The sequence below is a fragment of the Microbacterium paludicola genome, from assembly GCF_039529675.1.
In the GTDB taxonomy this organism is placed as follows: domain Bacteria; phylum Actinomycetota; class Actinomycetes; order Actinomycetales; family Microbacteriaceae; genus Microbacterium; species Microbacterium paludicola.
Genome location: NZ_BAAANG010000004.1, coordinates 74,021 through 87,315 on the forward strand (window position 1 = coordinate 74,021; position 13,295 = coordinate 87,315).

Below are 13,295 nucleotides of genomic sequence, written 5' to 3' on the forward strand. Positions count from 1 at the left end.
CTCCTTCATCGGGTGTAAGGGATGCGAGCGGCAGCGCTCGCGAGAAACCCGACCGCATGGAGCGGGCGGGTCACGTCACGGGCGTCAGCGCGTGGCGTAGTCGGGGAGATCGACGCCGTGCTCCTCGCGCAGCAGGCCGATCGTGTCCGCGAGCTCCTGAGCGCGCGTGTCCTCGTCCCACCCGAGGATGGGGGAGAGGGCGTCGGCGATCACGGTGAGCGAGGCGACGTCGGCCCGGCCGGTGAACGCGAGCGACGTGCGGCGCAGCACGACATCGGCCAGGTGCACCACGTGCTCCTCGCGCACCATCCAGTCGAGCTCGCGCGTCGACAGCTCGCCGCCGAGCAGCGTCTCGTCCTCGCCCGCGGTCAGGTGCGCCCACACGTCGGCGGCCCTGGTGCCGTAGCGCTCCAGCAGCAGGCGGGTGCGGTCGTCCTCGCCGCCGAGGTGACGGCGCAGCCACACGGCGCGGTCGCCGAGCGTGCGCGGGTAGTCGCGGCCGCCGCCGATCGCCAGCCCCCTCGTGCTCACGCGGCGCGGCGCTCCGAGCCGCTCGAGCACGCGCGTCGAGAGCGTCTCGCCGAGCGCGCGGAACGTGGTCCACTTGCCGCCCACCAGGCTCAGCACGGGAAGACCACCGAGCTCCGTGGCCTCCACGCGGTAGTCGCGCGAGATCTGCCCGGCGACGGTGGCGTCGCTCTTCGGGAGGGGGCGGATGCCGCTGAACTTGTACACGATCTCGTCGCGCGAGACGGGCACATCGGGGAAGACGTGGGCGATGAGGTCGAGGAAGTACGACACCTCCTCGTCCGTGCAGCGGGCGGGCTCGCGCGGGTCGGCGGGGATGTCGGTGGTGCCGACCATCGCCATGCCCTTGATCGGGTAGATGAGCACGATGCGGCCGTCCTCGTGCTCGAAGAAGATCTCGCGTCCGCCCGTCGCCTTCACGAGCTCCGGGTTGTCGAGCACGATGTGCGAGCCCTTCGTGCCGCCCATGTACGTCGTCGCGTCGCCGAGCGCCTCGTTCGTGAGGTCGGTCCAGGGGCCGGACGCATTGACGACGACGTCGGGGGAGACGGTGAACTCCTCGCCCGTGACGTGGTCGCGCAGCACGATCGACCGGCCGTCGCGGCCGACGGCCTCGACGTAGTTGAGCGCGCGGCCGCCGGCGCGCACGCCGTCGCCGAGCACGTCGAGCGCGAGCCGCTCGGGGTCGTGCATGGAGGCGTCGTAGTAGGTCGCCGTGTACTTCACGCCGGGGTTCAGGCGGGGCAGCTCGCGCAGCGAGCGCGAGCGGCCGCGGAACGCGTGCCAGGGCGTGGCCCGGCCCGAGTTGGCGAACAGGTCGTACATCACGAGGCCGGCCTTGATGATGAGCGCGCCGCGCTCGGAGGGCTTGCCCGAGCGGTTGAAGAGGAACTTCATGGGCGCGTTCAGCAGGCCGGAGAAGAACGAGTAGATCGGGATGGTCGTCTTCAGCGGCTTGACGTAGTGGGGAGCCGTGGCGAGCAGGCCGTTGCGCTCCTGCACCGACTCGTGCACGAGTCGGAACTCGCCGTTCTCGAGGTAGCGGATGCCGCCGTGGATCATGTGGCTGGAGGCCGCCGAGGCGCCCGAGGCGAAGTCGCCGCGCTCGACGAGCACCACGTCGACGCCCTGCAGCGCCAGGTCGCGGAACGTCGCGATGCCGTTGATGCCGCCGCCGATGACGAGCACCTGGGCCCGGCCCGATTCGCGGATCGCGGCGATCGTCTCCTCGCGGCGGTGCGTGGCTGCAGGCGTGCTCATCGGGCTCCTTCGGCTCGGGGGAAGCGCGCGGCCGACTCACCGCGCTCAGGACTAGGCTGGGCGGGCCGGGGAGGATGCGCAAGGCGAGTGCACGAATGTGCAGGAGGGTGCGAGGCATGACGGACGTGATCGACGGCGCGGGAAGCGGATCGCCGGCGCGCGCGGGCGACCCGAAGCTCCTCCGCGCCCTCACGGCGGCGCAGCTGTACTACCTGCAGGACCTCACGATGGATGCCATCGCCCGCGAGCTGCGCACGTCGCGCTCCTCGGTGTCGCGCCTCATCAGCCACGCGCGCGAGACCGGGCTGGTCGACATCCGCATCCACTCGCCGGTCGAGAAGGGCGCCGCCCTGGAGCGGCAGATCCGCGACCGCTTCGGCATCATCCCCGCGGCCGCGACCCCGACGGGCGTCTTCCTGCTGCGGCAGTACATGCTGTCGATCCCGGATGAGCTCATCGAGGCCGCGCGGGTCGACGGCGCGGGGGAGTTCCGCATCTTCGCCCGGATCGTGCTGCCGCTGTGCACCCCGGCGCTCGCGGTGGTCGCGATCTTCTCGGTGATGTGGCGATGGAGCGACTTCCTCTGGCCGCTCGTGGTGGCGCAGAGCGAGGAGGTCTACACGCTGCCGGTCGCGCTCGCGCGGTTCAACGCCGAGCTGACCGTCCCGTTCAACCTCATCCTCGCGATGGGTGTCGTCTCCACCGTCCCGGTCGTCATCATCTTCGTGCTCTTCCAACGGCAGATCGCGACCGGGATCGCCGGCACCGGGATCAAGTGAGGGGGCGGGGTAGGACGCGAAACGGCCCCGGGAGCGTGCGCTCCCGGGGCCGTTCCGTGTCAGGCGCGACTCACTTCACGTCGTCGTCGACCCAGTCCATCGACTTCTGCACGGCCTTGCGCCACAGTCGCAGCTGGCGGTCGCGCTCGGCGTCGTCCATCGACGACTCCCAGCGGCGGTCCTCCTGCCAGTTGGCCGCCAGGTCGTCGAGGCCCGCCCAGAAGCCGACGGCGAGACCGGCGGCGTAGGCCGCGCCCAGGGCCGTGGTCTCGGCGACGACCGGACGGACGACCGGCACGCCCAGCACATCGGCCTGGAACTGCATGAGCGCGTCGTTCGCGACCATGCCGCCGTCGACCTTGAGCTCGGTGAGGTCGACACCGGCGTCGGCGTTGACCGCGTCGATGACGTCGCGGGTCTGGAAGGCGACGGCCTCGAGCGCGGCGCGGGCGATGTGGCCCTTGTTCGCGTAGCGGGTGAGGCCGACGATCGCGCCGCGCGCATCCGGACGCCAGTACGGGGCGTACAGGCCGGAGAACGCCGGCACGAAGTACACTCCGCCGTTGTCCTCGACCGTGGTGGCGAGCTTCTCCACCTCGGGCGCCGACGAGATGATCCCGAGCTGGTCACGCAGCCACTGGATCAGCGATCCGGTCACCGCGATCGAGCCCTCGAGCGCATAGTGCGTCGGCTGGTCGCCGAGCTTGTACCCGACGGTGGTGAGCAGCCCGTTCTTCGAGTGGACGATCTCCTCGCCCGTGTTGAAGATCAGGAAGTTTCCGGTGCCGTAGGTGTTCTTGCTCTCACCGGTCTGGAACGCCGCCTGGCCGAAGGTGGCGGCCTGCTGGTCGCCGAGGATGCCCGCGATGGGCGTCTCGCGCAGCAGCGAGGAGCTCTCCGTTGCGCCGTACACCTCGGAGGACGAGCGGATCTCCGGCATCATCGAGCGCGGCACGCCGAACGTCTCGAGGATGTCGTCGCGCCACTCGAGGGTCTCGAGGTCCATGAACAGCGTGCGCGAGGCGTTCGTGACGTCGGTCGCGTGGACGCCGCCGTCCGTGCCGCCCGTGAGGTTCCAGAGCACCCAGCTGTCGGTCGTGCCGAACATCAGGTCGCCGGCCTCGGCCTTCTCGCGCGCGCCCTCGACGTTCTCGAGGATCCACACGATCTTCGTGCCCGAGAAGTACGTCGCCAGCGGGAGGCCGACGATCGGCTTGAACCGCTCGACGCCGCCGTCCTGGGCGAGGCGGTCGACGATGCTCTGCGTGCGGGTGTCCTGCCACACGATCGCGTTGTAGACGGGCTTGCCGGTCGTGCGATCCCATACCACGGCGGTCTCGCGCTGGTTGGTGATGCCCACCGCGGCGATGTCGTGGCGGGTGAGATCGGCGGTCGCGAGCGCGATGCCGATCACCTCCTGGACGTTGCGCCAGATCTCCAGCGGGTCGTGCTCGACCCAGCCCGGCTTGGGGAAGATCTGCTCGTGCTCTTTCTGCCCCGTCGAGACGATGGAGCCCTTCTTGTCGAAGATGATGGCGCGGCTGGATGTCGTGCCCTGGTCGATTGCGATGACGTAGTCAGTCATGGGGATTCTCCTTTGAATTCGGACTTCAGGACGCGAGGCTCAGCAGGACGGGAGCCGCGAGAGCGGCGAGGGCGCCGCCGATCAGGGGGCCGACGACCGGCACCCACGCGTAGGACCAGTCGCTCGATCCCTTGCCCTTGATCGGCAGGATCGCGTGCGCGATGCGGGGGCCGAGGTCACGGGCGGGGTTGATCGCGTAGCCGGTGGGGCCACCGAGCGAGGCGCCGATGCCGACCACGAGGAGCGCGACGGGAAGTGCGGTCAGGGGGCCGAGGCCTCCGGGCACGCCGACCTCGACGTCGCCGTAGTCGGCGAAGGCGAAGATGACGAACACCAGCACGAACGTGCCGATGATCTCGGTCACGAGGTTCCAGCCGTACGAGCGGATCGCAGGGCCCGTCGAGAAGACGCCGAGCTTGGCGCCCGGGTCCTCCTCCTCATCGAGGTGCTGCTTGTAGGCAGCCCACGCGAGGATCGCGCCGACGATCGCGCCGACGAGCTCGGCCGCGGTCGCGACGAGGAACATGGGGAAGTCGATCGTGCCGCGGATCAGCAGACCGATGCCGACGGCGGGGTTGAGGATCGCGCCGGAGTATGCGGAGACCAGGACACCCGCGAAGACCGCGAGACCCCATCCCCAGTTGATCATCAGGAACCCGGTGCCGAAGCCCTTGGCCTTGACGAGGATCGCATTCGCCACGACGCCCGCACCGAGCAGGATCAGCATGGCTGTGCCCACGAGCTCGGACAGGAAGTAGAGCCCGAGATTCACATCTTGCATGTCTTCATCGACCTTTCATGCGCGCGCTTCTTTGCGCGATCTGGGGGTACTCGCTGCCGCCTGTGCGGCATCGAGGGTTCAGGTTCCGGCGGGGGTCAGCTCCACGCCGTGCTGCTCGCGCAGCAGGGTCGCCGTCTCGGCGATCTCGGCGTCGCGGCGTCGGTCGTCCCAGCCGAGCAGCGGGGCGAGCGCCGAGGCGATGTCGTCGAGCGCCTTCGCCGAGGCGTCGCCGGTGAAGGCGATCGACGTGCGGCGCAGGATGACGTCGGCGAGGTGGACGACGTGCTCGCGCTCGACCATCCACGCGAGCTCTCCGGTGGAGAGTCCGCCGTGGCCGAGCGGCCGGTCGTCGTGCTCCCGGGTGAATGCCCACACGTCGGCGGCGCGCGTTCCATAGCGCTCGAACAGCACCGCAGCGCGCTCGCCCGCTCCGGGGAGGCGGGTCGTCAGCCAGGCGGCGCGATCCGACTCGCTGCGCGGGAAGTCGCGGCCGCCGCCGATCGTGCGTCCGGCGGTGCGGACGCGCCGCGGCCGGCCGAGAAGCTCGAGCACCGTGCTGCTGAGCGACTCGCCGAGCGCGCGGAACGTCGTCCACTTGCCCCCGACGAGGCTCACCAGCGGGGTGCCGCCGTCGCTCGCGGCGAGCGCCGTGCGGTTCACCTCGATGCCGTAGTCGCGCGAGACGAAGCCCGGCGCGGTGTCCTCGTGACGGGGAAGGGGGCGGATGCCCGAGAAGTGGTACACGATCTGGCTGCGGTCGACGGCCACGTTCGGGAAGACGTGGTGGACGAGGTCGAAGAAGTAGTCGATCTCCTCGTCGGTGCAGACGACCGGCTGGCTGGGATCGGCGTCGATGTCGGTCGTCCCGACCATGACCCGGCCCTTGAGCGGGTAGATGAGCACGATGCGCCCGTCCGAGTGCTCGAAGAAGATCTCGCGGCCGCCCGTCGCCTCGCTCAGCTCGGGGTTGTCCAGCACGATGTGCGAGCCCTTGGTACCGCCCATGAACCGGGTCTCGGTGCCGAGCGCGTCGTTTGTGAGGTCGGTCCACGGACCCGAGGCGTTGACGACGACATCCGCCGCGACGGAGAACTCGGTCCCGGTCTCGAGGTCGCGCAGCACGACGCCGCGGGAGTCGTGACCCACGGCCTCGACGTAGTTGAGGGCGATCGCACCGCCGGGGTGGGCCTCGAGTCCGTCCTGCAGCACGTCGAGCGCGAGTCGCTCGGGATCGTGCATCGAGGCGTCGAAGTAGGTCGCGGTGTACTTCACGCGCGGGTCGAGGTGCGGCAGCTCCTGCAGCGAGCGCTTGCGCCCGAGGAAGCGGTGACGGGGCACCGTGCCTCCGGCGCGCGAGAACGTGTCGTAGATCGTGAGGCCGATCTTGATCAGGAACGCGCCGCGCTCGGTGGGCTTGCCGCTGCGGTGGGTCAGGAAGCGCAGGGGCGCGGCGAGGATGCCCGAGAAGGTCGAGTAGATCGGGATCGTCGTGCGCAGCGGCTTGACGTAGTGCGGGGCGATCTGCAGAAGCCCGTTGCGCTCCTGCACCGACTCCTTCACCAGCCGGAACTCGCCGTTCTCGAGGTACCGGATGCCGCCGTGGATCATGTGGCTCGAGGCGGAGGATGCGCCGGAGGCGAAGTCGCCGCGCTCCACGAGCACCACGTCGACCCCCTGCAGGGCGAGGTCTCGGAATGTCGAGATGCCGTTGATGCCGCCGCCGATGATCAGCACCGAGGTCCTCGCGCTCTCGCGCACGGTGCTCACGTCGGCCCGTTCGGCCTGGGGCAGGGGATCCGTCATCAGCGCCGTCCTCTCATGTCGCCTCCCAGCGTGCGCTCATGAGCACATCGTGGCAACGTCAGTGCACAAACGTGCAGAATGAGAGGATGACCGATATCGCCCGCGAGCGGCGCCCCTCCCGCGGTCGGCGGCGCGGTCGCTCCGGCGACGCCCTCGCCGCCGCGCAGATGTACTACATGCAGGACCGGACGATGGAGGCGATCGCCAGCGACCTCGGCGTCTCGCGGTCATCGGTGTCCCGGCTCCTCGCGTACGCCCGCGACACCGGGATCGTCGACATCCGGATCACGCCCGTGGCCGGCGGCAGCGCCCTCGAGCGGCAGATCCGCGACCGCTACCTCGTCGCGGCGCACGTGGTGCCGATGCCGAGCACCGTCAGCGAGGTCGACCGCCTCGAACGCGTCGCGATGACGGCGGCGCGCCTGGTGCCGCAGTTCGTCGACTCGCACATGACCGTCGGGGTGGCGTGGGGATCGACGCTCAGCGCGCTCAGCCGCCACCTTCCCTCGAAGGAGCTGCACAACGTGACGGTCGTGCAGCTGAACGGCGCGGGGAACATGCAGACCACCGGCATCGAGTACGCGAGCGAGATCCTGCAGCGCTTCGGCGAGGCCTTCGGGGCGCGGGTACAGCAGTTCCCGGTGCCGGCCTTCTTCGACGATCCGGCGACCCGCGCGGCGATGTGGCGGGAGCGCAGCATCCGGCGCGTCCTGGGGATCCAGGCGCGGATGGATCTGGCGGTCTTCGGCGTCGGCTCTCCCGCCGCCGACGTGCCGAGCCGGGTGTACGCCGGTGGCTACCTCGAGCGGGAGGACTTCCGGAGCCTCGCCGAGGACAAGGCGATCGGCGACGTCGCCACGGTGTTCTACCGGGCGGACGGCACCTGGCGTGACATCCGCGTGAACGCACGCGCGACGGGTCCCGACCTCGAGCGGTTCCGCCGCGTGCCGAGGCGGGTGTGCGTCGCCGCCGGGGTGCACAAGAGCGCGAGCCTGCGCAGCGCGATGCTGGCGGGCCTCGTCACCGACGTCGTCGTCGACGAGGCCCTCGCCCGGGACCTCGTCTCGGACTGACCCGGCTCAGCCCTCCGGGGGCACGTCGATCCGGCCGAGCCCGACCCGCTCGCGCAGGGTCGGGCCGTTGCGGAACTCCCGGATGAGTGAACGTGCGACCTCGCGCAGGTCGCCGTCCGCGGCCTCCGCGACCGCCACCTGTCGCTGGTAGCTGGCGCCGCGATCGAGGATCGCCCCGATCTCGGCGAGCTCGCGCGCGCACTTCAGCTCGACGGCGATCGGCTCGAGGCGCTCGATGGTCTCGCGGATGTGCTCGCGCACCGGCACCTGTGTGCCCTCGCGGTCGACGATGACGTCGGCGTCGAGCCCGTAGCGCGCCGCGCGCCACTTGTTCTCGCGGGTGTACCAGGGCTGCAGGCTCGGCAGCTCCCGCCCCTCGTCGAGGTCGCGCGAGAACGACTCGACGAGCGTCTGCACCATCGCGGCCATGGCGGCGAGCTCCGGCAGGGTCGACATGCCGTCGCACGCGCGGATCTCGATCGTCCCCCAGTGCGCGGCGGGGCGCACATCCCAGCGCACCTCCGTGGCGTCGGCGATGACGCCGGTGCGAACGAGGTCGTCGATGTAGTTCTCGTACTGACCCCAGGTGTCGAGCTGCCAGGGCAGGCCGGTGGTCGGCAGCTGCTGGAACACCAGCGCGCGGTTCGAGGCGTATCCGGTGCGCTCGCCCGCCCAGAACGGGCTCGACGCCGACAGCGCCTGCAGGTGGGGGATGTAGCCCGTCAGGGCGTGGATGATCGGGAAGACCTTGTCGACGTGGTCGATGCCCACGTGCACGTGGATGCCCCAGATCATCATGTTGCGGCCCCACCACTGGGTGCGCTCGATGAGCTTCTCGTAGCGCGTCTTCTCGGTGACCTTCTGGTCGAACCAGCGGGCGAAGGGGTGGCTGCCGGCGCACATCAACTCGATGCCGAGGGGATCGGTCTGCGTGCGCACCGCGTCGATCGCATCCGAGATGTCGTCCACCGCGGCCGCGACGGTGTCGCCCACGCCGCTCGTGACCTCGATCGTGTTCGTCAGCAGCTCGGCCGTCACCGTGTGCCGCTCGAGGGCCGTCGACTCCTCCAGCGCGGGCATGATCTCAGGGGCGCGGCCCACGAGGTCGCCGGTCGCCTCGTCGGCGAGCATGAGCTCCCACTCGATGCCGACGGTGGATCTGGCGGAGGTGGAGAATGCGATCGTCATCCGCTCAGTGTGAGTGCCCGGGACCTCGGCCGGCAACCTGTACGCGACGTCCTCCGTCATCTGGCAGAATGGAGGGTCGGACCGGGTGCTCGACCCTCTATCCAGCGCCCTGAGTCCTCCTCTGAGCTTCCGCCGGTGTGCACCCCACTACCTGGCGACTGGTTCGTCTCGCTTTACACACCACACAGGAGAATCGTGGCTGTCAAGATCCGTCTGAAGCGCCTGGGCAAGATCCGCGCGCCGTACTACCGCATCGTCGTCGCCGACTCGCGCACCAAGCGCGACGGCCGTGTGATCGAGGAGATCGGCAAGTACCACCCGACCGAGGAGCCCTCGTTCATCGAGGTCGACTCGGAGCGTGCGCAGTACTGGCTGTCCGTCGGCGCCCAGCCGACCGAGCAGGTGCGCGCCATCCTCAAGATCACGGGCGACTGGGGCACCTTCAAGGGCGACAAGGATGCGAAGAGCACCCTGAAGACCCGCGAGGAGAAGTCGGAGTACGTCGCCGACTCCTCGAAGAAGTCGGTCGTCAAGCCCAAGGTCGAGAAGAAGGCCGAGGAGCCCGCGGCTCCCGCCGAGGCCCCGGCCGATGAGGCCGCCGAGGCCGAGGCCGCCGAGTAATCGTGCTGGCCGCCGCGCTCGAGCACCTCGTCAAGGGGATCGTCGATCACCCGGATGACGTGCGCATCGACTCGACCACCTCGTCTCGCGGGGATGTGCTGGAAGTGCACGTCCACGCCGACGACCGTGGCCGGGTGATCGGGCGCGGCGGCCGTACCGCGAAGGCACTGCGCACGCTCGTCGCCGCTCTGGCGGACGGCAAGCGCGTGCGCGTCGACGTCGCGGACGACTGACGTGGCAGCCGCGAAGCCCGCGAAGAACCAGTTGCGTGTCGGCCGCCTCGTCAAGGCCCACGGGCTCAAGGGCGCCCTCAAGCTCGAGCTGTACACCGACGACCCCGACGGCCGTTTTGTGCCCGGGGCGTCGTTCACCCTGCAGGTGCCTGAGCACTCGCAGTGGCACGGCGAGTCCATCACGGTGCGCGAGTTCCGCTGGATGAACCAGAGCCCCGTCGTCTTCTTCGAGGGCGTGGACGACCGCAACGCGGCCGATACCCTGGTCCGCGCGATCCTGTGGGTCGACGAGGACGAGGACGCGCCCGCCGAGCCCGATGCCTGGTACGACCACCAGCTCGTCGGCCTTGACGTCGTGCGTGACGGCGCCGTCGTGGGCAAGGTCGCCCGCGTCGAGCACTTCCCGGCCCAGGATCTTCTCGTCGTCGAGACCGGTGCGGGCGAGGTGCTCGTGCCCTTCGTCGCCGCGATCGTCCCCGAGGTCGACATCGAGGCCGGCAGGGTCGTCGTGACGCCGCCCGCCGGTCTGTTCGAAGAGCTCCCCGAGCCCGAGCCGGCCGCCGAGGCGGAGACGCCCGCTTCCGAGGACTGATCCGGATGCGGATCGACATCGTCACGATCTTCCCCTCGTTCTTCGACGTGCTCGACGTCTCACTGATCGGCAAGGCCCGCGAGAAGGGCCTCCTCGACCTGCGCGTGCACGACCTGCGCGACTGGACGCACGACCGCCACCGCACGGTCGACGACACTCCCTACGGGGGCGGCGCCGGCATGGTGATGAAGCCCGAGCCGTGGGGCGAGGCGCTCGACGAGATCCTCGGCGACGACGCCGTGCTCGTCGTGCCGACGCCCTCGGGTGAGGTGTTCCGGCAGCCGATGGCGCGAGAACTCGCCCAGGAGCAGCAGCTCGTGTTCGCCTGCGGGCGGTACGAGGGAATCGACCAGCGCGTGATCGACCACTACGCCGCTGTCGGCCGTGTGCGGCTCGTGAGCATCGGCGACTACGTGCTCAACGGCGGCGAGGTCGCGTCGATGGCAATGATCGAGGCCGTCACGCGCCTCATCCCCGGATTCATGGGAAACCCCGAGAGCCTCGTCGAGGAGTCGCACGAGGACGGCCTGCTCGAGTACCCGATCTACACCAAGCCCGCCGTCTGGCGCGGCCTGGAGGTGCCGCCGGTGCTGCTGAGCGGCAACCACGGCGCCGTCGCGGCCTGGCGCCGCGAGCAGAGCATCGAGCGCACGCGCGAGCGGCGCCCCGACCTGCTGTCGGATTGATAGCTCGCTTCGCTCGCGCCTCGCCCGGCGTCGAGCAGGCATCCGCGCCGCGAGCGGGCATGCGCGCACATGCCTGATCGCGCGGGGATGCCTGCTCGGCGCCTTACGGGACCCGGGTGGCGGTGACGACGGCGTTCTTGAACTCCGGCATCGAGGAGATCGGGTCGAGGCGGCTGCTCGTCAGGAGGTTGGCGCTGGACGCATCGGGGAAGTGGAACGGCAGGAAGACCGTGTCGGGCCGGATGTCGCCGCTGACGCCGACACGGGCCTCGATCGCGCCGCGGGCGTTCTCGAGGCGCACCCGGCCGCCCTCGACGAGGCCGCGATCCCGCGCGGTGGCGGGGTGGAGCTGGGCGACGAGCTCGGGTTGGGCGGCCTCCAGCTCGGCCACCCGGCGGGTCTGCGTTCCCGACTGGTAGTGCTCGAGAAGGCGACCCGTGATCAGGCTCAGCTCGCCGCCCCGCGGTGTCTCCGGCGCACGGGAGCGCACGGCGACGAGGCGGGCGCTCCCGTCGGCGTGGGCGAAGCGGTCGGCGAACAGCCGCGGCGTGCCGGTGCTGCCCGCCGGATACGGCCAGTGGGCGGCCGCTCCCTCGTCGAGCAGCGCGTGGCTCAGGCCCGAGTAGTCGGCGAGGCCCCCGGCGGAGGCGCGCGCGAGCTCGTCGAACACGACGGCGGGATCCAGGTCCCACGCTCCGGGCGCCTCGAGCCGGCGCGCGAGCTCGGCCATGATCCACAGCTCGCTGCGGGCGCCCGCGGGCGGCTGGAGGGCACGGCGCCGACGCAGGACGCGGCCCTCGAGGTTCGTCATCGTGCCCTCTTCCTCGGCCCACTGCAGGACGGGGAGGACGACATCCGCGAGCCGAGCCGTCTCCGACAGGAAGAAGTCGCTGACGACAAGCAGATCGAGGCGGCCCAGGGCGTCGCGGATGGACTGGACGTCGGGGGAGGAGACGACGACGTTCGATCCGTGCACGAGCAGGGCGCGGATCCCGCCGGGGCGCCCGCTCGACTGCAGCAGCTGCACGGCGGGGATGCCGGGACCGGGGATGATCGACGGATCGACGCCCCACACCGCCGCGACGTGGGCGCGCGCATCCGGGTCGTCGATCCTGCGGTAGCCGGGAAGCTGATCCGATTTCTGACCGTGCTCGCGCCCGCCCTGCCCGTTCCCCTGTCCCGTGAGCGTGCCGTATCCGCTGCCCGGCCGGCCCGGCAGCCCCAGCAGCAGGGCGAGGTTGATCGCCGCCGTCGCGGTGTCGGTGCCGTCGGCGTGCTGCTCGACGCCGCGCCCGGTGAGGATGTAGGTCGATGCGGATTCGGCGAGCCGGCGCGCGAGTGATCGGATGTCCGTCGCGGGCACGCCCGTGACCTGCTCGGCGCGCTCGGGCCACCACATCGAGACCGAACGGCGCAGCGCCTCGAACCCGCTCGTGCGGCGTGTGACGTAGTCGGCGTCGTAGAGCGCCTCGGCGATCACCACGTGGATGAGCCCGAGCAGCAGCGCGAGGTCGCTGCCCGGCACCGGCTGCACATGCAGGCCCCCGCCGTCGGCGGTGAGGCGCGCGGTCGTGCTGCGCCGAGGATCGACCACGACCAGTCCGCCACGCGCGCGGGCCCCCTGCAGGTGCGAGACGAACGGCGGCATCGTGTCGCCGACGTTCGATCCGAGCATCAGGATGGTGTGCGCCGTGTCGAGGTCCTCGAGCAGGAACGGCAGCCCGCGATCGATGCCGAAGGCGCGGTTGGCGGCGGCCGCGGCGGACGACATGCAGAACCGGCCGTTGTAGTCGATGCGCGAGGTGCGCAGCGCGATCCGGGCGAACTTGCCGAGCTGGTACGCCTTCTCGTTCGTGAGGCCGCCGCCGCCGAACACGCCGATCGCGTCGCGTCCGCTCTGGTCCTGGATCTCGCGGATCCGGTCGGCGATCAGGTCGAGAGCGGCGTCCCACGAGGCCGGGTGCAGTTCCCCGTCGGCGCCCCGGAGCAGGGGAGAGACGAGCCGGTCGGGGGCGGTCAGGAGCTCGGCGGACGACCATCCCTTGCGGCAGAGCCCGCCGCGGTTGGTCGGGAAGTCGCGCCCCTCCACCGACACGGGGAGCCCGTCGGCGGGGGTCGGCGTGAGCGTCATGGCGCACTGCAGCGCGCAGTACGGGCAGTGCGTGT

12 protein-coding genes are annotated in these 13,295 nt (G+C 70.6%); 6 read left to right on the forward strand and 6 right to left on the reverse strand.

Annotation, left to right across the window (positions count from 1 at the left end; all coding sequences use genetic code 11):
* Nucleotides 1-84: 84 nt before the first annotated feature.
* Nucleotides 85-1,788, reverse strand: coding sequence for a glycerol-3-phosphate dehydrogenase/oxidase (locus ABD161_RS04955; protein WP_344000243.1), 1,704 nt, complete (start codon nt 1,786-1,788; stop codon nt 85-87).
* Between the two features lie 116 nt (nt 1,789-1,904).
* Between ABD161_RS04955 and ABD161_RS04960 the strand changes: the two genes are divergently transcribed.
* A complete protein-coding gene (locus ABD161_RS04960) occupies nt 1,905-2,567 on the forward strand; it encodes an ABC transporter permease subunit (protein ID WP_344000245.1) in 663 nt (220 codons plus the stop codon).
* A gap of 70 nt (nt 2,568-2,637) precedes the next feature.
* Here ABD161_RS04960 and glpK read toward each other — a convergent pair whose 3' ends face one another.
* The 3 genes from glpK to ABD161_RS04975 all read right to left on the reverse strand — a co-directional run bounded on the left by glpK (nt 2,638) and on the right by ABD161_RS04975 (nt 6,736).
* Nucleotides 2,638-4,152, reverse strand: coding sequence for a glycerol kinase GlpK (glpK, locus tag ABD161_RS04965; protein ID WP_344000246.1), 1,515 nt, complete (start codon nt 4,150-4,152; stop codon nt 2,638-2,640).
* A gap of 25 nt (nt 4,153-4,177) precedes the next feature.
* Nucleotides 4,178-4,933 carry an MIP/aquaporin family protein gene (locus tag ABD161_RS04970; RefSeq protein ID WP_344000248.1) on the reverse strand — a complete coding sequence of 252 codons (756 nt, stop codon included), beginning with the start codon at nt 4,931-4,933 and terminating at the stop codon, nt 4,178-4,180.
* A gap of 78 nt (nt 4,934-5,011) precedes the next feature.
* The gene (locus tag ABD161_RS04975) at nt 5,012-6,736 is read right to left on the reverse strand and encodes a glycerol-3-phosphate dehydrogenase/oxidase (protein ID WP_344000250.1); all 1,725 of its coding nucleotides are present in this window, start codon (nt 6,734-6,736) and stop codon (nt 5,012-5,014) included.
* 86 nt (nt 6,737-6,822) lie between these two features.
* Here ABD161_RS04975 and ABD161_RS04980 point away from each other — a divergent pair, with 86 nt between their 5' ends.
* Nucleotides 6,823-7,809: a sugar-binding transcriptional regulator gene (locus ABD161_RS04980; RefSeq protein ID WP_344000252.1), complete on the forward strand. Its 987-nt coding sequence runs from the start codon at nt 6,823-6,825 to the stop codon at nt 7,807-7,809.
* Nucleotides 7,810-7,815: 6 nt separating this feature from the next.
* Here the strand turns inward: ABD161_RS04980 and ABD161_RS04985 are convergent, their stop codons facing one another.
* Nucleotides 7,816-8,997 carry a glutamate--cysteine ligase gene (locus ABD161_RS04985; RefSeq protein WP_344000254.1) on the reverse strand — a complete coding sequence of 394 codons (1,182 nt, stop codon included), beginning with the start codon at nt 8,995-8,997 and terminating at the stop codon, nt 7,816-7,818.
* Between the two features lie 195 nt (nt 8,998-9,192).
* Here ABD161_RS04985 and rpsP point away from each other — a divergent pair, with 195 nt between their 5' ends.
* The 4 genes from rpsP to trmD are packed head-to-tail and all read left to right on the forward strand — an operon-like array spanning nt 9,193 to nt 11,129.
* Complete coding sequence (rpsP, locus tag ABD161_RS04990; RefSeq protein ID WP_135112012.1) at nt 9,193-9,618, forward strand: 30S ribosomal protein S16; 426 nt, start codon at nt 9,193-9,195, stop codon at nt 9,616-9,618.
* Between the two features lie 2 nt (nt 9,619-9,620).
* Entirely contained in the window at nt 9,621-9,851 is a 231-nt protein-coding gene (locus ABD161_RS04995) for an RNA-binding protein (protein WP_135112014.1), read from the forward strand.
* Nucleotide 9,852: 1 nt separating this feature from the next.
* Nucleotides 9,853-10,443, forward strand: coding sequence for a ribosome maturation factor RimM (gene rimM / locus ABD161_RS05000; protein ID WP_344000257.1), 591 nt, complete (start codon nt 9,853-9,855; stop codon nt 10,441-10,443).
* Between the two features lie 5 nt (nt 10,444-10,448).
* Entirely contained in the window at nt 10,449-11,129 is a 681-nt protein-coding gene (trmD, locus tag ABD161_RS05005; RefSeq protein WP_344000259.1) for a tRNA (guanosine(37)-N1)-methyltransferase TrmD, read from the forward strand.
* A gap of 103 nt (nt 11,130-11,232) precedes the next feature.
* Here the strand turns inward: trmD and ABD161_RS05010 are convergent, their stop codons facing one another.
* Complete coding sequence (locus tag ABD161_RS05010) at nt 11,233-13,260, reverse strand: molybdopterin oxidoreductase family protein (protein WP_425560791.1); 2,028 nt, start codon at nt 13,258-13,260, stop codon at nt 11,233-11,235.
* Between the last annotated feature and the right edge of the window lie 35 nt (nt 13,261-13,295).